This window comes from Marinomonas aquiplantarum, assembly GCF_003314975.1.
GTDB lineage: Bacteria > Pseudomonadota > Gammaproteobacteria > Pseudomonadales > Marinomonadaceae > Marinomonas > Marinomonas aquiplantarum.
Window position 1 is genome coordinate 395,454 of record NZ_QNRF01000001.1, and the last position, 21,232, is coordinate 416,685.

20 protein-coding genes are annotated in these 21,232 nt (G+C 45.5%); 9 read left to right on the forward strand and 11 right to left on the reverse strand.

Going from position 1 to position 21,232, the window contains the following annotated elements; genetic code table 11:
- Positions 1-118: 118 nt before the first annotated feature.
- The 9 genes from DFP76_RS01900 to DFP76_RS01940 all read right to left on the reverse strand — a co-directional run bounded on the left by DFP76_RS01900 (position 119) and on the right by DFP76_RS01940 (position 7,894).
- Entirely contained in the window at positions 119-1,747 is a 1,629-nt protein-coding gene (locus DFP76_RS01900) for a methyl-accepting chemotaxis protein (protein ID WP_113872986.1), read from the reverse strand.
- Between the two features lie 124 nt (positions 1,748-1,871).
- Positions 1,872-2,669: a zinc ABC transporter permease subunit ZnuB gene (gene znuB / locus DFP76_RS01905; RefSeq protein ID WP_113872987.1), complete on the reverse strand. Its 798-nt coding sequence runs from the start codon at positions 2,667-2,669 to the stop codon at positions 1,872-1,874.
- A gap of 46 nt (positions 2,670-2,715) precedes the next feature.
- Positions 2,716-3,483, reverse strand: a complete 768-nt coding sequence (gene znuC, locus DFP76_RS01910; RefSeq protein WP_113872988.1) for a zinc ABC transporter ATP-binding protein ZnuC — start codon at positions 3,481-3,483, stop codon at positions 2,716-2,718.
- Positions 3,480-3,965 carry a Fur family transcriptional regulator gene (locus DFP76_RS01915; RefSeq protein WP_113872989.1) on the reverse strand — a complete coding sequence of 162 codons (486 nt, stop codon included), beginning with the start codon at positions 3,963-3,965 and terminating at the stop codon, positions 3,480-3,482. The genes znuC and DFP76_RS01915 overlap by 4 nt, the downstream gene beginning before the upstream one ends.
- Entirely contained in the window at positions 3,965-4,972 is a 1,008-nt protein-coding gene (locus DFP76_RS01920) for a nickel/cobalt transporter (RefSeq protein WP_113872990.1), read from the reverse strand. The genes DFP76_RS01915 and DFP76_RS01920 overlap by 1 nt, the downstream gene beginning before the upstream one ends.
- A gap of 95 nt (positions 4,973-5,067) precedes the next feature.
- A complete protein-coding gene (locus tag DFP76_RS01925; protein WP_113872991.1) occupies positions 5,068-5,682 on the reverse strand; it encodes a MarC family protein in 615 nt (204 codons plus the stop codon).
- Positions 5,683-5,716: 34 nt separating this feature from the next.
- A complete protein-coding gene (locus tag DFP76_RS01930; RefSeq protein WP_113872992.1) occupies positions 5,717-6,349 on the reverse strand; it encodes a LysE family translocator in 633 nt (210 codons plus the stop codon).
- A 22-nt stretch (positions 6,350-6,371) separates the two neighbouring features.
- The gene (locus tag DFP76_RS01935) at positions 6,372-6,935 is read right to left on the reverse strand and encodes a DUF1007 family protein (protein ID WP_113872993.1); all 564 of its coding nucleotides are present in this window, start codon (positions 6,933-6,935) and stop codon (positions 6,372-6,374) included.
- A complete protein-coding gene (locus tag DFP76_RS01940; protein WP_113872994.1) occupies positions 6,935-7,894 on the reverse strand; it encodes a homoserine kinase in 960 nt (319 codons plus the stop codon). The genes DFP76_RS01935 and DFP76_RS01940 overlap by 1 nt, the downstream gene beginning before the upstream one ends.
- Positions 7,895-8,134: 240 nt before the next feature.
- On the opposite strand from DFP76_RS01940, the gene DFP76_RS01945 reads away from it, so the two are divergent.
- The 6 genes from DFP76_RS01945 to mtgA all read left to right on the forward strand — a co-directional run bounded on the left by DFP76_RS01945 (position 8,135) and on the right by mtgA (position 15,231).
- Complete coding sequence (locus DFP76_RS01945) at positions 8,135-9,238, forward strand: GGDEF domain-containing protein (RefSeq protein ID WP_113872995.1); 1,104 nt, start codon at positions 8,135-8,137, stop codon at positions 9,236-9,238.
- A 112-nt stretch (positions 9,239-9,350) separates the two neighbouring features.
- Positions 9,351-12,086, forward strand: a complete 2,736-nt coding sequence (polA, locus tag DFP76_RS01950) for a DNA polymerase I (RefSeq protein ID WP_113873253.1) — start codon at positions 9,351-9,353, stop codon at positions 12,084-12,086.
- A gap of 41 nt (positions 12,087-12,127) precedes the next feature.
- Positions 12,128-13,117, forward strand: coding sequence for an Abi family protein (locus tag DFP76_RS01955; RefSeq protein WP_113872996.1), 990 nt, complete (start codon positions 12,128-12,130; stop codon positions 13,115-13,117).
- 681 nt (positions 13,118-13,798) lie between these two features.
- On the forward strand, positions 13,799-14,047 hold the full coding sequence (locus tag DFP76_RS01960) for a hypothetical protein (RefSeq protein ID WP_113872997.1): 249 nt from the start codon (positions 13,799-13,801) through the stop codon (positions 14,045-14,047).
- Positions 14,048-14,273: 226 nt separating this feature from the next.
- Positions 14,274-14,435 (forward strand): DUF2256 domain-containing protein, encoded by a 162-nt coding sequence (locus DFP76_RS01965; protein ID WP_113873254.1) that lies wholly within the window; start codon positions 14,274-14,276, stop codon positions 14,433-14,435.
- A gap of 43 nt (positions 14,436-14,478) precedes the next feature.
- Positions 14,479-15,231 carry a monofunctional biosynthetic peptidoglycan transglycosylase gene (gene mtgA, locus DFP76_RS01970; RefSeq protein WP_245931844.1) on the forward strand — a complete coding sequence of 251 codons (753 nt, stop codon included), beginning with the start codon at positions 14,479-14,481 and terminating at the stop codon, positions 15,229-15,231.
- A 54-nt stretch (positions 15,232-15,285) separates the two neighbouring features.
- Here the strand turns inward: mtgA and DFP76_RS01975 are convergent, their stop codons facing one another.
- Positions 15,286-16,446 (reverse strand): iron-containing alcohol dehydrogenase, encoded by a 1,161-nt coding sequence (locus tag DFP76_RS01975; RefSeq protein WP_113872999.1) that lies wholly within the window; start codon positions 16,444-16,446, stop codon positions 15,286-15,288.
- A gap of 176 nt (positions 16,447-16,622) precedes the next feature.
- Between DFP76_RS01975 and DFP76_RS01980 the strand changes: the two genes are divergently transcribed.
- Both DFP76_RS01980 and DFP76_RS01985 read left to right on the forward strand, forming a co-directional pair.
- Positions 16,623-17,522, forward strand: coding sequence for an AraC family transcriptional regulator (locus DFP76_RS01980; RefSeq protein WP_113873000.1), 900 nt, complete (start codon positions 16,623-16,625; stop codon positions 17,520-17,522).
- Positions 17,523-17,613: 91 nt separating this feature from the next.
- Positions 17,614-19,254 (forward strand): diacylglycerol kinase family protein, encoded by a 1,641-nt coding sequence (locus DFP76_RS01985; protein ID WP_113873001.1) that lies wholly within the window; start codon positions 17,614-17,616, stop codon positions 19,252-19,254.
- Between the two features lie 72 nt (positions 19,255-19,326).
- Here DFP76_RS01985 and DFP76_RS01990 read toward each other — a convergent pair whose 3' ends face one another.
- The gene (locus DFP76_RS01990; RefSeq protein ID WP_113873002.1) at positions 19,327-19,776 is read right to left on the reverse strand and encodes a PA2169 family four-helix-bundle protein; all 450 of its coding nucleotides are present in this window, start codon (positions 19,774-19,776) and stop codon (positions 19,327-19,329) included.
- A 220-nt stretch (positions 19,777-19,996) separates the two neighbouring features.
- Between DFP76_RS01990 and DFP76_RS01995 the strand changes: the two genes are divergently transcribed.
- Entirely contained in the window at positions 19,997-21,211 is a 1,215-nt protein-coding gene (locus tag DFP76_RS01995; protein WP_113873003.1) for a multidrug effflux MFS transporter, read from the forward strand.
- Positions 21,212-21,232: the final 21 nt, after the last annotated feature.

Sequence of the window (21,232 nt, forward strand, 5' to 3'; positions counted from 1 at the left end):
TCATTGTCATCTATAACAATAGAAAAACTCTACAGTTATACAAGAATTCTATTACAAAGACAGTTAAACTGTGTAAAAAATGGGCATCTAGGTCAATAAAATGGCACTTGATGTTAATTTAATTCTGAATCACAAAGCTCGATGTCACCTCATAGGTTTGTTCCGCCGCACCGGATAAGTCATCGGTTAATGCCCCTAGCTTATTCGACGTTGCATCGTTGTTCGCCGACACTCTGACTATCTGCTCCACATGCTGTGCAATGCCGGTCGCTTCTTGCGCTTGCTTAGCAACTAACTCCACCAGACCTTGTAAACGTTGCTTGGCCATATTAGCATCGACTTCAAGTTGGCTGAGTGGTATCACCACGTCTTCTATCTGCTTCACACCCAAGCGCATTTTCTCTTGTCCTTGCGACATTTCCGTGGATATTTGTGTGGATAGCGAACTAATTTGCGTGATGATGGTGTCAATTGAGCTGGTCACTTGCGCGGTATTATTGGCAAGATTACGAACTTCATCCGCCACCACCGCAAAACCTCGACCACTCTCGCCAGCACGAGCCGCTTCAATAGACGCATTAAGAGCCAGTAAATTGGTTTGTTCAGCAATATCACGGATACTGTTCACAAACCCTGTTACCTGAGCCGAGCTTTCATTCAATTTGGCAACGGAACGAGCCGTTTCTTCAATGTAAGCGGCCACATCAGTAATGTCGGTAGAGGCTTGCGTTATGACACTTTTACCATGCTTAGCAAGATCGTGAGCAGACTCTGCTTGCTGGCGAGATGCACTGGCATCCTCCACCATAATACTCGCCCCGTCAGATAAAACACTCACCGCAGTTTGAATCTCTGCCGCCATGTCCATTTGCGAGGACGAACCTTGTTGCACATCGTTGACACTGACGCGAATGTCATCCACCGCCAGTACTACGGTTTTGGCACTGGCATCAATGTTACGCACCAAGTCGGCTAAACTGGTTCGCATGCGATTCAAACTGGTTACCAGATGACCAAGCTCGCCGCTGTAAGACTGGGTAAACTCATTCGATAAATCCCCGCGGGCCACTTTGTCGAGAAAAGCGATGATATGATCTAATGGATTCACTATGCTGCGAGTAATAAGAGTCGACATGATACCGCCCACTAATAGCGCGATTAACCCCAAGCCTATGATCAAATAAATCGCCAATTCAGAGTCTGCAAGCACGTTTTGTTGTCGTGTCTGCATTTCACTGCGTTGGCGCTCAGCTAGGGTATCAGCTTCATTCAAAAAGGTTTGTAGCTGAATTCTCGTATTGCCTGCCATTAAGGATTTTGCTTGCGCCAACTCGCCAAATTCCAGCGCTTCAACCGTTTCTTGCAAGGCATTTTGGTAAATGATTTTTTGCTCTTTTAGCTGGGCAATCAAAGCCTTGTCTTGTTCTGTTCGAACCAGCTCTGTCATGATGTCTAAATTGGTATCGAGACGTTTATTTCGCGCATCAATTTCCTGATAAATGGCGACACGCGCATCGCGCTCTTCTAAGACAAACAAGAGCAACAGACGACTCGCTAAACTTTCCGCATCCAAGTTGAGCTCACCACTGAGTTCAACCAGCGCCGCATTTTCATCAACAATAGTGCGAATATTGCCAGACAAAGCTTGGAAACGTGTCACAGACAAGAGCACCACCAGCGTCAGCAAAGCCAGCAATACTAAGAAACTGGTTCTCAGTCTTCCTTTAATGGTCGCAAATCCCAGCATAAAAACTTCTCCCAAAGAATACCCAATATGGCGACAGACCAGTCGACTTTAAGATTAGACGTTGATGAGAGAAACTTCTTACAAAAAAGCCAATCTAATTTAGATTGGCTTCGCAAACTAGGATTCAGCGTTCACCTAACCGTTTAAAGGGAAGGGTATAAGCGATCAAAAACAATAAGGCCGCACAGACCACAACACTTGGGCCGGTAGGCGTGTCCCAGCGATAGGAGCTCCAAAGCCCACCACACACAGCGAGACAACCAATAACGCTGGCAATAAACGCCATTTGTACTGGCGTTTTGGAGAGTTTTCTTGCCGTCGCAGCCGGAATAATCATCAGTGACGTGATCAAGAGCACACCGACAATTTTCATTGCTACCGCAATCACCAATGCCACTAACAACATCAAGAGTAAGCGGATGGATTCGACAGGGTAACCCTCTACTTTCGCCAGTTCTTCGTTCACCGTTACCGCAAGCAAAGGCTTCCAGAAGATCACCAACAAAGCGATTACAGCCAAACCACCAGCATAAATCCAATACACATCCAGTTGGCTGATGGCCAGTAAATCACCAAATAAATAGGCCATCAAATCAATGCGAACATCGTCTAAAAAGCTCACCGCGACTAAGCCTAGAGATAAAGAAGAATGCGCTAAGATGCCCAACAAGGTGTCCGTGGCAATAATGTGTTTTTTCTGCAAGGTCACTAACACAGCGGCTAGCCCAACACACAAGACAATAATGGCGAGATTAAGGTTAATCTCAAAAAGCAAACCAAGCGCCACGCCCAATAAAGCCGAATGTGCTAACGTGTCGCCGAAGTAGGCCATGCGACGCCATACCACAAAAGCCCCAAGAGGACCGGCGACCGAAGCCACTCCCAACCCTCCGATCAAGGCTCTAAATAAAAGATCTAGCATGTTGTTTTATCTCTCCAATAGAAAGGAAGCACTGTTCGTTCAGTTATTAATGATGGCAATGTGTGTGATCGTCTTGCTCAAGAATGTCACCATGCTCATCGTGTACGTGGTCATGCTGGTGAGCATAAATAGCAATGGACTCATCTGCTCCTGGCACACCAAACAAAGCCTGATAAGCAGGGTGCCCAGTCACATGTTGGGGCGTACCAGAACAGCATACATGCTGATTAATACAAACAACCGTATCGGTTTTCGCCATCACCAAATGAAGATCATGAGACACCATCAACACACCACAGCCAAGCTCATCGCGAATGCCTTCGATCAGGTTGTAGAGTTCTACCTGACCATTCACATCCACACCTTGTACCGGCTCATCCAACACCAATAAATTCGGCCGATTTAATAAGGCTCTGGCTAACAGTACGCGTTGCGTCTCGCCACCAGACAACACATGAACCTGAGAATTCAGTAAATGAGCAATACCCAGTTTGTCTAAGGTTGGCTCAATGGCTTTTTTATTGACCCCTCGAACCAAAGCAAGAAAGTGCTTTACCGTTAGTGGTAAGGTTGGATCAACGTGCAACTTCTGTGGCATATAGCCAATTCGTAAGCTTTCATGACGAATCACACTACCCGTTGTTGCCGTCTGCAACCCCAACAAGGTACGAATCAGCGTACTTTTACCACTGCCATTGGGGCCAATCAGAGTCACGATTTCCCCTTCGTTAATGGTCATATTGATGCTGTCTAAGAGCGCACGCCCATCAAATGAGATGCCGATTTTATCAAACTCCACCAAACACTTACTCATGCTCGAACCTCATTAGCTAAACCACGGCAATCAGCGCATAAGCCTGTTAATTCAATGGTTTCCGATCTTAACTCAAAACCATGTTGAGCGGCTTTGGCGATCAATGAGGCATGAATGTCTTGATAATCAAACTCCATGACGTTGTGGCACTCATCGCAAATCAAAAAATAGCCTTTGTGTTCTTTATCCGCATGAGCGCAACCCAAATACGCGTTCATGGATTCCACTTTGTGAATCAGTCCAGCATTCATTAAAAAATCCAATGCTCGATAAACGGTTGGTGGCGCGGAGTTAAAGCCTTCTTCCGCCAACTTTGCCAACAACTGATAAGCCCCTAGTGGACGATGACTCTCCCAAATCAACTCCAAAGCACGACGACGAACTTTCGTGAGTCGCTGCCCCTGCTCTAAACATAAGGTCTCAGCCGTTGCTAAAGCCGTATCGATACAATCATTATGGTTGTGTGCGTGTTCTTCGCTCATCAAAATGCCCTGCCCGCATTGCTCAAGTAGCTCCAAATCATTGAGCTACTAATTAGAATCAACGCCAAGGCAGCCACAAAACCAAAGCCCCTTGACACTCGTTGACGCCAAACACTTTGCCCGCGACTCAACATAAAGCCCGTATCCCGAACTAATACACTCACTGCAGCTAATCCTGACACTGTAATGGCGGTTCCCAACGACATCGCAAAGGTGGCGGCTAAGCCCCACTGAAAAATTCCTGCACTCATAGAGAAAAGCAGAACCAAAACGGCGCCAGTACAAGGACGAATGCCAACGGCTAAAATCATCGCCCAGACGCTACGTTGCGCCACTTTACTTTCCTCTGCGTCATGCTGATCACAGCACGCATGATCGCCATGCTTATGGCTATGGTCGTGGTCGTGGTCGTGGTTGTGGTTGTGGTTGTGGTTGTGGTTGTGGTTGTGGTTGTGGTTGTGGTTGTGGTTGTGGTTGTGGTTGTGGAGATGGTCTTTTGAGTGGTCATGCCCACAACCCGATTTACCACGCAATAGACGCGATAAAATCCACACACCGATCAAGCCAACCGCGGCAAAACTGGCAATTTCAAAAAAGCGCGAAATCTGCATAGCGCGACCGGCTAAAGAAAAAATCTGCCCCAATACCAGAATCAAAGCGACTGCCATGACCCCTTGTACGGCCGCACACAAAAAGGAAATGATCACGCCCTTCCGCATAGAAGCTCGACTGGCCAGCATATAAGATGAAATCACCGCTTTGCCATGACCAGGTCCTGCCGCGTGAAACACGCCATACAGAAAGCTCACGGAGACTAGGCTCCACAACAAGGCAACACTGCCACCTTTGCTGATGGCACGCACGAGTGACACCAATTCACGGTGAAAATTCGCCTGTTGTGCAATAACCCACTGAATAAAATCCTGATACAGGGAAAAATCCGCTGCATACAAAGGTGAGGTAAAACAGAAGAAAGACAAAAAGACGATGACAACATTCTTCGCCATACTGGTACTCACTTAAGGTTAGACTAATTTTGTTATGGTATAACAAGTCTAACCTTAGGAGAAGTCGTTGCGCAAAATCGCCACATTATATGACTTTATTGAGATAACAGAGGCGTCAAAAAGCCTGTCACACCGCTCATAAAAATCTGTGCAGCCATCGCGGCTAAGATCAGACCAGTGATTTTGGAAAGGACATTTAAGCCAGTACGGCCCAGCATTTTTTCGATCAAAGAACCGGAATACAAAATGATCGCCAATGACCCGAACGCCAACAGCAAACCACAAATGCCGATCACCAGATCCCAACCTTGCAACTCAGCACCATAAACCAATATGGTACCTATGGTTGCCGGACCAATAATAGTCGGCACAGCAAGCGGCACAACCGATACATCGTCACGCTCTTCGCTAGGCATCCCCACAGCATGGTTACGCGTACCGTCACGCACCAAACTCAACGCCGACATGAACAACAAAATACCAGAGCCAATTCGAAACGAATCCAAGGTAATGCCCAGTACAGCAAACAAACTGCTGCCAAAGAACAATAACACCAAGGCAATGACGACCGCCGCAATAATCGCCTTGTTGGCGACTTGTTTACGTGATGCCGATGTTTCGCCACGCGTCAGCGCAAGAAACATCGATAACACAAAAAAGGGAGCGAATAGGAAAAAGAATTTAATCCAAGTAGAAATGAGTAGACTCATTGATAGCCTTACCAAAAAGCATTACACCACACGATCAGCGTTGGCTTAATGCGAGTTTTACACCAAAGCTCACCAGCAATGCACCAGTTAAGCCGTCCATAACTTGCGCCACTTTTGGTCGCGCCAGCCAAACTCGCGCTTTATGAATCATCAGCGCAAGAAACATTTGCCACACCATCGCTATAATAAAATGAAGCGTAGCCATAAATAGAGATTGAGCCAAAGCAGAGTGAGTTGGATCAATGAACTGTGGCAAAAATGCCATGTAAAAAATAATGGGTTTCGGGTTTAACACATTGGATAAGATACCTTGACGGAAACTTCCCCAAGCACTAACAGACTGATTACCCTTGGTACTAAAACTCAAGCCCACAGGATTTGCAGCACTTCTAAGCGCCTGGACACCAAGATAAACGAGATAAGCCGCACCCAACAATTTAAACGCCGTAAATAACCCCGCCGAGCCCAGTAGAATTACCGACAGACCTAATGCTGAAACAGTCGCATGAGCAAACAAACCCATGCAGATGCCCAAGCTCGTAAGAAAACCTAGACGCCAGCCACCTAGCGCAGCATTACGCATCACTAAGATGGTATCGACACCAGGGCTCATGGTTAATACGCTGATGGCCAATAAGAAAGGTAACCATTGAAAGTGTTCTAACATAGACATTATTCCAAAGCCGTCATTAAGGCTTGCAAGTTAAATCGACCCAGAAGGCGACAGACGTTTCTTCGGCTTCACGTTCAGCAGGCGTACAAATTTCAGCGTAACGACCAGTCAAACGAACCAAACCTTCTTCCACAGGTTCCATGGCAAAGTACAGCTCATCATCGCCAAACGCGAGACTCAAGGTCGAGGTTTCCAAGTTCACCGCCTCAGGCAAATGAATGGCCATTCGAACCCATAACATTTGATCACGAATGCGTACATCCATAACCTGTACTTCATCAGGAACAAAGTCCGCACCATCGCGCTTCATTTTGATGAAATAGCCGTAGGTTTCGAAGCTTTTAAGCACTTCCAGCATATCAAGCTTTTCTTGCCCTTCCAGCTCACCATTGGCATCAATATCGTATTCTGCAATCAAGCTCGTAGAGGTGAATAAATCCAAGCTCCAAGTCGCTTCTAATTGATCAATACTGGTTGTATCAACTTTGACACGATATTGAGTGTCCACCCAAACATGTGGATGGGCGAAAGCCTGTAACGTCATCAAGCCTAAAATGGCGGTAAGAATAAATCGAAACATCAGAACTCCATCAAGGCTGGCGTATAACGTAGCCTTGCTTCTAAGATACGCTGTAACTCACGCGGATCATGTTGTTGAGCAAGGCGCTCAGGGTCATCCTTCGCACCGTGCCACGCTTCTAAACGAGACAGCCAAAAACGCACCGCTGCTATGCGCAACATATATGGCCAAGCTTTAATCTCATCGGCACTTGGCTCTCTTTCGTAAAGGTACGCCTTTAATAATGCACGATACTTAGCCATATCCAATTCACCCGTCTCAGTATCTGAACACCAGTCATTCACAACAATGGCTAAATCATACATAACCCATGAATAGCACGCGTTGTAAAAATCGATAATAGCCGACAATGAATCGCCGTCGAACAAGGTATTGTTAAAAAACAAATCCCCATGAATAGTGGTTTTCGGTAAATCATCATGTTCGGCGATAAACGCATCAAATTCGGCAATTTGTGAGGTCAATAACGTCGCTTGTTGCGGCTCTAACTCTGGTAAAATCGCTTCACTGGTTGCATGCCACCAAGCCATGCCTCGATGACTCTCCCGATGATCTGGAAAATCCTCACCCGCTATGTGCAATTTTGCTAAGGCCGCGCCCATTTGACGACAACTCTCAACGGAGGTTTGTTCCAAACCCTCACCAGGGAAACAATCCACAATAATCGCTGGCCGTTCTTTGACCATTCTCAAACGCTCACCGTGAATATCAATTAACGCGGCTGGTACATTAAAGCCTTTGTGTTTCAAATGTGCGACCACATCCAAGAAATAAGGCACTTCATCGTACTCAAACTCTTCAAATAAGGTTAATACGTACTTCCCTGTTGTGGTGGTTAAAAAGTAATTTGTATTCTCAACGCCACCAGAAATGCCTTGAAATGATACTAGCTCGCCTAAATAGTAATCTGCGACTAAAGCCCGCATGTCAGCGTCAGAAAGGGAAGTGTAAACTGCCAAGTTGTGCTACCTATTGATAATCAGAAATTGAAGCGATACGAAACTACTTATGCTCCACAATAAGCACTAAAAGGTCAATCTAAGTCACGCTTAATTCGTCTCTTTCGTCCCAAAAAAAGCATCATTAAATTGCAAAAGCTCATATCGAGTAAGTGATTTGCGACATTTCTTCACGAAAGCACTACAGTGCCTACACTCAGTATTTCTTAAAATGGTATCCAATATTGATTGGATAGCGCTATGCAACGACAGATTGACGAAGAACAAATTACCATTTCCGCTTTACGCAGGCTGTTGTGGGCTTCTTTTTCTAGCAGCCTAATGTACGCTTTGTTTTTCAATGCATTCCCTACTCCTTTAATGGCAGACTCACTCATGCCGGCCATTATCAGCTGTCTATTTCTCGCCTTAATCGTCTATTTTCATCGGGATCCACATCACCGAACACCCAAGGTCATCAGCTTGTATCTCGTACTGAACTTATCCGTTTTTATACCAACGGCTTGGATATACATTTGGTTGGCTTGGCAAAGCGAACAAAAATTATTCGACTTTTTCCCTCCCGCCTCAGGTGTCATGATTGCAATACTGACACTCGGTTTGGCCGTATTGCCCAGAAAGTACAAAAAATACATTATCTTAGGCTGGGCCAGTACTGCTATTCCCTTGCTGCACTACCTCGTTTCTCATCCGTTAGAACTTCACACTAGACACAGTTACGAACTGCTTGGACTATGGGGACCAGCCTGTGTATTGCTCTACATGGTGGCACCCTATCAAAAGAGCATGCGCAATCACATGAATCGAGTCACCACAGACTTACGCCGTTCAGAGCAGGAAGCGGATCGAGACTTTTTAACGGACATTTATAATCGACGCGGCCTGCAACATTGGCTTGGACAACGCCAACATGGCGATTTAATCAGCCTAGCGTTAATAGATATTGACCATTTCAAACGTGTAAACGACATATACGGGCACGATATAGGGGACCAAGTGTTAATTGAGTTCGCCTCTCGCTTACGAACCATTTACCGCGGTCCCCATATTATTGCTCGTTGGGGCGGTGAAGAGTTCATTGCGGTGTTTGTGAATCCAGAAGCCAACTCAATCGTGCATATTGCTGACCAATTCCAAAGCAAATTAAGTCGCTTACCTTATCAGGACGTTGGTGAAATCACCGCCAGTGTCGGCATGTCGCAAATTGCCCACCATGAGCACTTTCTTGGCCTTGTCAGTCAAGCCGACAACGCTCTCTATCAGGCTAAACATAATGGCCGTAACCAAGCTGTGCTATTTTCCGATATTGAAAAGGCGTCGACATCCCTCAATGGCCAGAACTAATTTCCTTATTGGCACTGAAAATTAATCCATAAACACATAGAATAGAGCCAACTTTGCCATTTTTTATAGAGGTTTCATTTTGGCTACGGATTCGACAACTCAAAACACGCCTATGATCTTGGTGGACGGCTCGTCTTACCTATATCGAGCTTTTCATGCCATCCCACCACTTACGACCAGCCAAGGCCAACCAACCAACGCGGCTCGTGGTGTCATCAGCATGATTCGTAGCCTCATTAAAACCTACCCAGATTCCCCTATCGTGGTGATTTTTGATGCCAAAGGCAAAACCTTCCGCGACGATATTTACAGCGAATACAAAGCACAACGTCCCCCTATGCCAGACGACCTTCGTCTACAAATTGAACCCATTCATCGCATGATTGAAGCCATGGGGTTACCGCTGGTGATTATTGATGGTGTGGAAGCGGATGACGTCATTGGCACCATTGCCAAACAAGTGGGTGAGACGGGGCGTGATGTGATCGTTTCGACTGGCGATAAAGACATGGCGCAACTGGTCACCGAGAAAGTCACCTTGGTCAACACCATGACCGACACTGTGATGGACATTCAAGGCGTGAAAGACAAGTTCGGCATTCCACCTGAACTCATCATTGATTACCTAGCGCTAATGGGCGACAAAGTCGATAACATTCCTGGCGTACCGGGTGTGGGCGAGAAGACAGCGCTTGCCTTGTTACAAGGGCTTGGCAGCATAGAGGACATTTATCAGCGTTTGGATGAGATCGCCGCCTTGGGCTTTCGTGGTTCAAAAACCATGAGGCAAAAAATGCTCGACAATAAAGAGATGGCAGAGCTTTCCTATACTCTAGCTACCATCAAATGCGACGTTGAGCTGCCATTCAATGCCTTGGAGTTAACAAACAATCAGGCGGACAAAGAAGCTTTGCGTGAATGGTTCACCACACTGGAGTTCAAAACTTGGTTAAAAGATCTGGATAAAGCGCCAAGTGTCGAAAGTCCAGATGATACGGTCGGTAATTTGGACGGACAGGCTACTGCCAGTAAATCTGACATTGAAGTGCAGTACGACACTATTTTAGACAAAGCCAGCTTCACGTCATGGTTTGAGAAAATCCAACAAGCGGACTTAGTCGCCTTTGATACAGAAACCACCAGCTTGAATTACATGGCCGCCGAATTGGTTGGTGTGTCGTTTTCCATCGAAGCGGGCAAAGCGGCATACGTGCCGTTAGCTCACGACTATGAAGGCGCACCAGAGCAATTGGATCGCGATTGGGTATTAGCGCAGCTTAAACCTTGGCTAGAAGACGAAACAGCAGAGAAAGTTGGTCAGCATCTAAAATACGATGCCAATGTGTTGAACAATTACGGTATCACCTTACGCGGCATTGTTTACGACACCATGTTGGAGTCCTACGTCTTTAACTCGGTCAGCTCTCGCCATGATATGGGCAGCTTAGCCGAAAAATTCCTCGACCATAAATGCGTCAGCTTTGAAGACATTGCCGGCAAGGGCGCGAAGCAAAAGACATTCAATCAAATCGACTTAGAACAAGCGGCGTTTTATGCGGCGGAAGACGCGGACATTACCCTGCGCTTGCATCAAGCCATTTGGCCTCAGTTAGAAAAGACACCCGAGTTAGTAAGCATTTTCAAAGACATTGAGTGCCCATTGGTGCCCGTATTGGCCAAGATGGAACAAACTGGCGCATTGATTGACCCAGAATTATTGCATGCGCAAAGCAGCGAAATTGCCGCCAAGCTGCAAGAGCTGGAAATCAAAGCCCATGAAGAAGCTGGGGAAAGCTTTAACCTGAGCTCACCAAAACAACTGCAAGTCATCTTGTTTGAAAAGCTGGAATTGCCCATCATCAAGAAGACACCAAAAGGGCAGCCTTCCACCGCGGAACCGATTTTGCAGGAGCTGGCTGAAAAGTATGAGCTGCCTCGCATCATCATGGAACACCGTAGTTTGTCTAAGCTCAAGTCCACTTACACAGACAAGCTGCCGGAAATGCTGCAAAAGACAGGTCGCATTCATACTTCTTACCATCAAGCCGTCACAGCGACTGGGCGTTTGTCTTCTACCGATCCAAACTTGCAGAACATTCCGATTCGAACTGCAGAAGGTCGCCGTATTCGTCAGGCCTTTGTCGCACCAGAAGGTTACAAACTGGTGGCGGCCGACTATTCGCAAATTGAACTGCGTATCATGGCGCACTTGTCACAGGACAAAGGCTTGCTGGACGCGTTTGCCAACAATGCCGATGTACACAGAGCCACCGCTGCAGAAGTCTTTGAAACCACGCCAGAGGAAGTCACCACAGAACAGCGTCGTCGCGCCAAAGCCATCAACTTTGGTTTGATTTACGGCATGTCGGCCTTTGGCTTAGCCAAACAGCTTGGCATTGGCCGCCCAGAAGCACAAAAATACGTACAACGTTACTTTGAGCGTTACCCAGGCGTGCGCACCTACATGGACAACACACGCGAAAACGCCAAAGAAAAAGGCTTCGTTGAAACCATCTATGGCCGTCGTTTGTACTTACCGGACATCAAAGCGAAAAACGCCATGATGCGCCAAGCCGCCGAGCGCACCGCGATCAACGCACCGATGCAAGGCTCCGCCGCCGACATCATCAAACGCGCCATGATCCAAATGCACCACTGGCTCTCCGACACTGACCTTGATGTGCGCATGATCATGCAAGTACACGATGAACTCATCTTCGAAGTTGCAGAGAAAGACCTAGCCGCTGCACAAGCCAAAATCGTCGACATCATGCAAAACAGCAGTCAGATTGACGTGCCTTTGTTGGTGGAAGCAGGGGTTGGGGACAACTGGGACGAGGCGCATTGAGCGCCTCTTATTCAAAAGTTAAACACTTCAGAGGAAGCTGAATGTATAACAAACCATGGCTAAGCTATGAACAGCAGCTTGATAGACTCATCCAAAACGGACTTATCATTAATAACAGAAGCGAGGCTCTTTCATATTTAGAACGGATTGGGTATTACAGGCTCAGCGGCTACTGGTATCCATTCAGAAAAAGATCTGAACTTTGCTGTGTATACAACCCTGCTATTAAGAAACCTAATAAAAGGCAAAAGCGCACCACAAAGTTAGTATTTGATAACTTTTCTGAAGGTTTTAGTTTTCAAGATGCAGTGAATTTGTATATTTTCGATAAAAAGCTGAGAGTCCTAACACTAGACGCCTTAGAGCGAATAGAAATCGCCCTAAGGGTTGATATATCTCATACACTTGGAAGGCATAGTCCTTTCGCCTACCTAGAGCCCGACCATTTTAAAGATCTGTTTAGTAAACAGGTGGATGCTAAAACAGGAGTTATTCCACAACATGCTTGGCTTCAAAATCATGCCAATTTAATATCACGCTCTAAAGAAGATTTTATTCAACATACGAAAGAAAAATACGGTTTACCAGTCCCAATCTGGGTTGCTTGCGAAATTTGGGACTTTGGAACACTCTCTAGACTTTTTAAAGGAATGCTTCCTGATCAGCAAACCTTAATTGCCAATAAATACAGAGTAACGAAGGGAGAAACTCTAGAATCTTGGCTGCGCTGCTTGAACTATCTACGCAATGTATGTGCACACCATAGTAGATTGTGGAACCGAAATATGATTGAGCAACCCAAGCATGATGGACTTATAGATATATATGGTATAGAAAACACCCTAAGTACTCATATCCTCGCGAGACCATTTCTGCAACTTTGCCTAATTAAGCACTTACTCACAACAATAAACCCAAATTCTACATGGTGGGAGCGTTTGAAAACGCTTCTTGATGAATTTCCAGAACCAAGCGGTCAAGGCATTACTCTTGAAGCAATGGGCATTATTGAAGGTTATAGAGACTGGTAACAATAAAAAACCCCTAAGCAGATCTGTCGCAAGCAACATCACTGAAAGGGGCCATGTTGTAGTGAATTATGTACCAATGGTTTACTGATCGCAACACCGAAATCACAAAATATACGATGATCAACATACAGAACAGGTTCACGGAAACCGTTCCGACACCACACAAGCCAAAATCGTCGACCTCATACCAGCGCAGAGCAATTGGGGTCAGATAAAAAAGTATTCCTCTGCACTGATGGTACAAGATTTAAATCGCCTCTCCCACAGTGCGCAAGTATTTTGCTAGGTGTCGTTGAAGTAACGGACATAGCACGATGAACTCATCTTCGAAGTCGCCGAAAAAGACCTAGACGCCGCACAAGCCAAAATTGTCGACATCATGCAGAATATGCTTGTGGAAGCAGGGGTTGGGGATAACTGGGACGAAGCGCATTAGTGCTCTCAGGGGGCTGAGCCCTTTGCCCAATACGGGCAAAATAGTCTGTTAGCTGAATCATGTCTTATTCCTGTTCATGATCAAAATGTCAGAGTTGCTTATGCATAGCCATAGTATTTGGAATTAAGATAGGAAACAATTCTAAGCAGTCATATTAATCACAGAGCCATTTACCTTGGCCTAACCATGCGTATAATCTAATTAGCTAAGTATGCGATTAATGGACTGTTATCAAGGAGGATATCATGCTCAATCCGTTTGATTCTGAACTCACCCATGCAAAGTCTAGACTCAGATTTCTAGTAAAATTTTCTGTCTTTTCGGCCTTGTTCGCGACCTTTACCTTTGATGGTGCTTATGACTATGTCATAAAAGACCAAGTGGACTACGAGATCACCTTTTATTTATTCCTCGTTAGTGTTTTGAATATCTTACTGTCCACCTACTCTCTATACCATACTGCGAAGGAGTACCAGCAGCTCAAAGAAAATTAACTTCATGTGTAGAAGTCATCTTAGCCACAGATAACAAGACTATCAGTCCTCCATACTGCTAGCTCATCTGCCAAGGCTTAAAAAGCACTCAGAAGTGGTCATCAGGTGATCAGTTACCGAGGTATGAGAGCTACTTCATTCTACAAATGGCGAACAAAAGAACCCAAGGAATAAGAACTCTTCCATTGATATGATCTTCTCGCTAGCTTCGTCCGTATATGTGGATATGGCTCACAAGAAACCTCACTTACCCGAAAAAATCTGCTTAGCTTGTCAGCGTCCATTTACTTGGCGTAAGAAGTGGGAGCGGGATTGGCATCATGTCAAATACTGTTCTGTGCGCTGCAAAAGACAAGGCGCAAAGGTAACTTCAAGTACGACAGACTAATCGTCTTCTGAGATGACTCCATCATGTGCTTGTGGTTTACTTTGTGTACAGCAGTCGATGTACTGAGCCGTTGGACTTAGGGTTAATGCCGAAAAAAAGTAAAGGTAAACAATTTCGTAAAGCATGGCGTCGTTTGATCCGCAAACTCTGGACGATTGTCTGGCGTATCTCGTTATTGCTGATTTTGGTGACATTTTTGTTCCGTTTCATTCCTTTGCCAACGACGGCTTTTATGCTGCAAAGCGATTATCCCGTAAAGCAAGAATGGATCAGTATTGATAAGTTACCTAACCATGTTCCCTTGGCGATGGTGGCCTCAGAAGATCAGCGATTCCCTGAACATTATGGTGTGGATTTCGCGGCCATTCGCAAAGCAATCGACCAATATTATGATGGCGAGGGTTTACGAGGCGCCAGTACGATTACTCAGCAAACCGCTAAAAATATTTTTCTATGGCCTGGACAAAGTTTTCTACGCAAAAGCCTAGAGGCCGGTTTAGCGCTTGGTCTTGAGGCGCTTTGGGGCAAGCAGCGTATTCTTGAAGTGTATTTGAATATCGCCGAGTTTGGCAAAGGCATTTATGGTATTGAAGCCGCCAGTCAGCATTACTTTGGCCGTTCCGCTGCACGCTTAACGAAAGATCAAGCCGCCCGTTTGGCGGTGCTGTTGCCCAGCCCTCGCACTCGCGACCCCGTTAATCTTACTCGTTACTTGCGCAAACGCGCCGTCTGGGTAGAGTTACAGATGCGCCAATTAGGCGATAATTATTTGGCCACTGTGTTGAAGCACGAATAAAAAAGCGACACAGCCAAAGACTGTGTCGCTTTAAAAAAGTTGCTTGGACTATTCTTACTTGGTCGCTACCAGTATTTTACGCACGATATCCAGTGTTAAATCGCCTGTTTCCGACAACGCCGTCAAGCCCATTTTCTCCATGCTGTTCACTATGCTGTCGATCCCAGCATCATCAATACCGTAATGCGTCAGGTTAGTTTCGATATCTAGAGAGTTGAAGAAAGCTTCGGTCTTATCAATCGCCAGATCGATCTTCTCATCCTCAGACCCGTCTGTTAGATCCCAAACTCGCTCCGCAAATTGCAATAACTTAGCGCGCTTGTGTGCTTTACGCTCACGCAATAGGTTAGGCAAAATAATCGCCAAGGTTCGACCATGCGCAATGCCATATTGTGCTGTCATTTCATGGCCAATCATGTGAGTTGACCAGTCTTGTGGAACACCCACACCTATGATGCCATTTAGCGCATTGGTCGCTGACCAAATAAAGTTTTTACGCGCGTCCATATTGTCATTATCAGCTAGGGTTACTGGGCCATCTTCAATCAAGGTTTTCAGAATACCTTCCGCCATTCTGTCTTGAACTTTGGCATTAACAGATTGCGTAAGATACTGCTCTACAACGTGAACAAAGGCATCAGCAACACCATTGGCGATTTGCTCTTTCGGCAAGGTTTTAGTCAGATCAGGGTCCAATACAGAGAACTTAGGAAACACCAACGGCGACATGAAAGGGTATTTTTGCGCTTGATAAGTAATCACGCCACCCATGTTCATTTCAGAACCGGTCGCAGGTAAGGTCGCTACACAAGCCAAAGGTAATGCTTTTTCAGCTGGCACTGGGGCAAAACCATTAAACAGAATTTGTTGGTACTCTTCGCTAGCAAATTCCGCAGCTAAGGCAATAAACTTGGTGCCGTCCATGACAGAGCCACCACCAACGGCCAACAAGAAATCCACTTGTTCGGCTTTTACGACTTCAACGGCTTTTACCAAAGTATCGAACTGTGGGTTTGGCTCTATGCCGCCAAATTCAACAATATCGCGAGCTTGCAAGGCGGTACGTACTTTATCAATCGTGCCGTATTTTTTTGCACTCTGGCCACCAAAAGTAATCATGACTTTTGCGTCACTAGGAATGAGCTTATCCAACTCTGCCAAACGGTCTTGGCCGAAAACGATGTGTGTTGGATTGTAGTAATCAAAATTGTTCATAGTTACCCTCGTAATATTGGAAACAACAATATATGCACTATAGTTCTGATTTCGTTTTTATTTAAGGCCTATTTTCGCTTAATGCATGCCTATTCGTTCAAACTTTGTTTTTAGTAGGCATTTATAATGTTTGCTATTATCATTCGCAATTAGACTCAACATATCAGGTAAAAGCGATGTCCAATATGCTCACTCAGTTTCAGCAGGCATTAACACAACATGCCCTCCAAGACGGTTTTACACCATCCTTGATGCCAAATTTTGGGGTTTTCCGCGCTTCCCAGCAGCAAACCAAAAACCACGCTTTTTACCAACCCTTCATTTGTTTAATGGGACAGGGAGTAAAGCGCTGTCATGTAGGTGATCATGCTTACACTTACGAAACAGGCGACTTTTTTATTAACTTTTTACCCACTCCGGTCACCAGTGAAATCCTCCAGGCCGACGACAAAACGCCGATGCTATCGGGCTTATTGGAAATTAACCTAGTGAGTTTGGCGGATATGGTGTTGCGCATTGAACGCTGTGAACAACATACTAAGGCGCATTCTAAAGAGGGGTTATCTGCTTTGATGGTGGGTAAAGCCGATGATCGGCTGTTGGCTTTATTCAACAAATTAATCGGCATCAGTTATCACCCATTGGACGCCCAAATTTTAGGTGAATCCGTTGTGGACGAAATCTATTATCGTATTTTAACCAGTCAGTATGGCGATGCCTTGCGCCATTTGTTAAACCAGTACGGTGGTATTCAACCCATATCCAGAGCGATTACCTACATTCATGACCACCCTAATCGCATGATTCAAGTTCAAGAGTTAGCAGAAATCGCGAACATGAGTAAGACACGCTTTTTTAATGCCTTTAAACAAGTCATGCATGTGCCACCAATGCAGTACATCAAATCAAGCAAGTTACAAAAAGCTCAACTCTTGTTAAAACAAGGCCTGAGTGCCACCGAAACCAGTTTCCAGGTGGGTTACAGTAGCTTTTCTCAGTTCAGTCGCGAATATAAACGCTTTTACGGTTTTCCGCCGTCACAAACCCAGCACAACCCAAATCAAGTAAGCAAATAACTGATTGATTAGTGAGACATAATTTGTCCCTTTTCGCTGACTATTTTTTAAGCTACCCTTTAACCATAGGTCGTTTGCTAGGAGCGCAAATTTGTTTAAACCAAACTATTTTCTATTGGTCGCTGCCGCTTTTGTTTTGTTGGCAGTGTTTACCAGCCACATCTATTTCAAATTGGCGTGGGCCTGGTTTGCCTTATCGTTTTTTACCGTCAGCTTGGCGTACTTACTGAACAAGCCAACCATATTCCGTAAACGATCTGATGGCACAGTTCCCTTTTATATTCGCTGGGTGTTCATGCCCTTTTTATGGAGCACTCAGCTCTATAATAGTTGGGCACGTAGCAATGACCCAGTACCCGCCCTGCAAAAAATAGACGATGGTATTTATCTCGCACGACGCCTCTTTCCTTCTGACATTCATGCCATTAAAAGTGAAAACATCAGCGGTGTTTTGGACGTTACAGCGGAATTCAGCTCACTAAATTGGATGGCTTTGCAGAGCAATATCGATTATTTGAATATTCCCATTCTCGATCATTCCGTACCGACAGACACACAAATTCAACGAGCATTAAATTGGATACACACTCATAAAAAGAACGGTCGCTCGGTTGTTGTGCATTGCGCGCTTGGTCGTGGGCGTTCAGTTTTCATGGTAGCGGCTTATCTATTAAGCCAATACCCAGAGGCCAAACCGAAAGAGATCATGAACAAAATTCGTGAAATTCGTTCTACGGTCAGACTCAACAACAAACAGTTCAAGCACCTCAATAAAGCCTTTGAAAATAAAAGCCTAGTGGTTCATAACAGCGCATGGGTTATTGCCAACCCAGTCGCAGGCAAACGTCAGTGGGAAGCAGAAAAAGACGAAATTCTAAAGCTGTTGTCTGGCTATTATAATCTAACGGTGAAAACCACCACCCCAGAAGTTAATGGAACGGAATTGGCCAAGCAGGCACTCAAGGCCTCGCCCGATTTGGTCATTGCTTGTGGCGGTGATGGCACTGTCACGGAAGTGGCAACCGCCTTGGTTGGTACCAAAGTAAAGCTTGGCATTATCCCATTCGGTACCGCCAATGCCCTTAGCCATGCCTTATGCGGAACCATGTCGAAAGTGGCGTCCACCGAGACCATATGCTTAAACATCATTGATGGCTGTGAACAACGCATTGATACCGCAACCTGTAACGATGAATTGATGCTGTTGTTAGCAGGTGTCGGCTTTGAACAACAAATGATTGAAAAAGCCGACCGTGAAAAAAAGAACAGCAGCGGACAGATCGCGTATTTACAAGGTTTATGGGAAGCCATTAGTCAAAACGATATCCATACTTTTAAGATTTCCCTCAATGACGATGATGCCTTTGAGATAGAAACCCCCAGTTTGACCATCGCCAATGCATCGCCCGTTACCACCCTATTAGCACAAGGAAAAGGCGTACCAGACATTGAAGACGGTGAGCTCGATTTAACTTGGTTAGACCCAGAGCGCATGCAAATTCTCAATCTTGCAGAGCTGGCTATGTTGGGATTAAGCAACGATGAAACAGACGAGAGTGGCAAACAAAACGACTCTGGCGTGTTTCATCGTAATGCGCAAAAAGTCCGCGTCGATATTAGCCAAATCGGTCATTACGTCATCGACGGCGAAACCCGTGAAGCGGATTATCTAGAAGTGACCGTACAACCAAAATCCTTGAGTGTGGTGGTTCCAGAAGCCGCGTTAAAATAACATCGGCGGCCATTAAAAAAGCCTGTCCATCGTGATTCGAAGGACAGGCTTTTTGTTATATGTACGAATGAATTAGTGTTGCTCTGCGGTTTGTAGGGCTTTCATTTCATCATGGCACTCTTTCATGCGCACTTTGACGCGCTGCAAGGTCACTTCACAGCTTTGTGGCTGTGGTTTTTCCAGAGCCGTATCGACTTCATCCAATACCTTGTCTTCCACTTCTTCCAGTTGATCAACATAGGTAAAGGCTTTGTTGTCCGATAATTTCGCCATCAACTTGGTGTAAGTCTGACGGGCTTTCACTAGATTATCTGTATCCAGTTCTGCATAACCTTGTTCAGCAATCGCAAAGGGTTGAAGGTCATCAACGGCTTCGCGTTTGGCGTCTATCATACGATTAAAAAAGGCTTGATAACGCGCGCCTTGAAGTTTGTCTTTCGCTTCTTGGTAGAACTCAATACCACCCTGCATGACTTGAATAATATCGGCAATGTGTTTGCTCTGTGTCGTTTGGGTTTGCATGTTTTCCTCCTTTTTGCGTTTCGAATTCAATCTCTAACGTTTTCTATGGTTGAGGATGGCGGATGAAAAAACAACCGTACCAATTAGGTTGCACTGAGGTTGCATCTTTACTGCATAAAATTGAAACCTACTTTTGACCATCACAGACCTAATCCGTCACTGTTTATTCGTCTCAAAAGCAGAGTACAATAGCGACCTTTCAATTTTCATGGGAACGAAAATGTATACCTCAGACCGCCAAGTAGGATTCTATAAAATCGCCATCATTTTAGGCTTGTTGTCAGCGATTGGCCCCTTTGCCATTGATATGTATCTACCTGCCTTGCCGCAAATCAGCCAATTTTTCACGGTGGGTGTGGCTGAGGTGCAATTCAGCTTGACGGTTTTTCTAATTGCGCAGAGTGTGTCGCAACTTTTCTATGGGCCCTTGTCCGATAAATTTGGTCGCAAGCCTCCCTTGTTCATTGGTATGGGTATTTTCTTTCTCGCCACACTTGGCTGTATTTTTGCGTCTTCATTAGATGAGTTAATCGTCTATCGTTTCTTGCAAGGTATTGGAGCGGCCGCCGGTGTCGTCATTGCTAGAGCCATTGTTCGTGATATGTATACTGGCGTGATGGCGACGAAATTGATGTCTTTGCTCATGCTGGTATTCGGGATTTCTCCGATTCTCGCGCCTCTGGTTGGCAGTACCATTCTGACCTTCACAGATTGGCGTGGCATTTTTGTTTTAGTCGCCATTTGTGCAGGCCTAGGATTGTTATTGATTCAATTTGGGTTACGCGAAAGTCAGTCCTTAGAAGAGCGCCAACATACTCGCTCACAAGGCAGCAGCTTAAAAGCCTATCTGACCCTGTTAAAAGACAATCACTACATGGGCTTGGTGTTTGCCGGTAGTTTCGCATTGGCTAATTTCTTTATTTATCTGGCCAACTCCCCTTTTGTACTAATCGAACATTATGGTCTCAACGAAACCCAATACGGTTTAGCCTTTGGGTTAAACGCCATGTGCTTTTTCTTCGCCGCGCAATTTAACGGCCGCCTATGTGCTCGATATGGCATTGAAAGTGTGATTCGGGCTGGTAAGTGGATTGGCGCGATTGCTATGTGTTGTATGAGCAGCCTATATCTGATTGGCTTCGATTCTTTGTATTTGTTTATGGGGTGTTATCTGATCGCCAGTGCAGGCGTCGGCTTAGTGATACCCACCACCTCGATTCTTGCCATGGAAAACCACGGCCGTATTGCTGGCACCGCATCAGCTTTATTAGGTACGATGCAAATCGCCATTGGCCCCATTTTTATTGCCGTTTTAAGCCCACTTATGGACAAAACACCTTTGCCTATGGTGCTGGGCATGACCAGTTGCTCGCTGATTGCTTTATTATTCGTCACCTTCACCTTATCGAAAAAAATACCTTTCGCTAAGGCGTAAATTTGCTATAAAGAAAGTCCG

Coding starts and splice junctions, on each gene's coding strand:
- DFP76_RS01900 (WP_113872986.1), bottom strand. CDS start 1,747: ATGCTGGGATTTGCGACCATTAAAGGAAGACTGAGAACCAGTTTCTTA.
- znuB (WP_113872987.1), bottom strand. CDS start 2,669: ATGCTAGATCTTTTATTTAGAGCCTTGATCGGAGGGTTGGGAGTGGCT.
- znuC (WP_113872988.1), bottom strand. CDS start 3,483: ATGAGTAAGTGTTTGGTGGAGTTTGATAAAATCGGCATCTCATTTGAT.
- DFP76_RS01915 (WP_113872989.1), bottom strand. CDS start 3,965: ATGAGCGAAGAACACGCACACAACCATAATGATTGTATCGATACGGCT.
- DFP76_RS01920 (WP_113872990.1), bottom strand. CDS start 4,972: ATGGCGAAGAATGTTGTCATCGTCTTTTTGTCTTTCTTCTGTTTTACC.
- DFP76_RS01925 (WP_113872991.1), bottom strand. CDS start 5,682: ATGAGTCTACTCATTTCTACTTGGATTAAATTCTTTTTCCTATTCGCT.
- DFP76_RS01930 (WP_113872992.1), bottom strand. CDS start 6,349: ATGTTAGAACACTTTCAATGGTTACCTTTCTTATTGGCCATCAGCGTA.
- DFP76_RS01935 (WP_113872993.1), bottom strand. CDS start 6,935: ATGTTTCGATTTATTCTTACCGCCATTTTAGGCTTGATGACGTTACAG.
- DFP76_RS01945 (WP_113872995.1), top strand. CDS start 8,135: ATGCAACGACAGATTGACGAAGAACAAATTACCATTTCCGCTTTACGC.
- polA (WP_113873253.1), top strand. CDS start 9,351: ATGATCTTGGTGGACGGCTCGTCTTACCTATATCGAGCTTTTCATGCC.
- DFP76_RS01955 (WP_113872996.1), top strand. CDS start 12,128: ATGTATAACAAACCATGGCTAAGCTATGAACAGCAGCTTGATAGACTC.
- DFP76_RS01960 (WP_113872997.1), top strand. CDS start 13,799: ATGCTCAATCCGTTTGATTCTGAACTCACCCATGCAAAGTCTAGACTC.
- DFP76_RS01965 (WP_113873254.1), top strand. CDS start 14,274: ATGGCTCACAAGAAACCTCACTTACCCGAAAAAATCTGCTTAGCTTGT.
- DFP76_RS01975 (WP_113872999.1), bottom strand. CDS start 16,446: ATGAACAATTTTGATTACTACAATCCAACACACATCGTTTTCGGCCAA.
- DFP76_RS01980 (WP_113873000.1), top strand. CDS start 16,623: ATGTCCAATATGCTCACTCAGTTTCAGCAGGCATTAACACAACATGCC.
- DFP76_RS01990 (WP_113873002.1), bottom strand. CDS start 19,776: ATGCAAACCCAAACGACACAGAGCAAACACATTGCCGATATTATTCAA.
- DFP76_RS01995 (WP_113873003.1), top strand. CDS start 19,997: ATGTATACCTCAGACCGCCAAGTAGGATTCTATAAAATCGCCATCATT.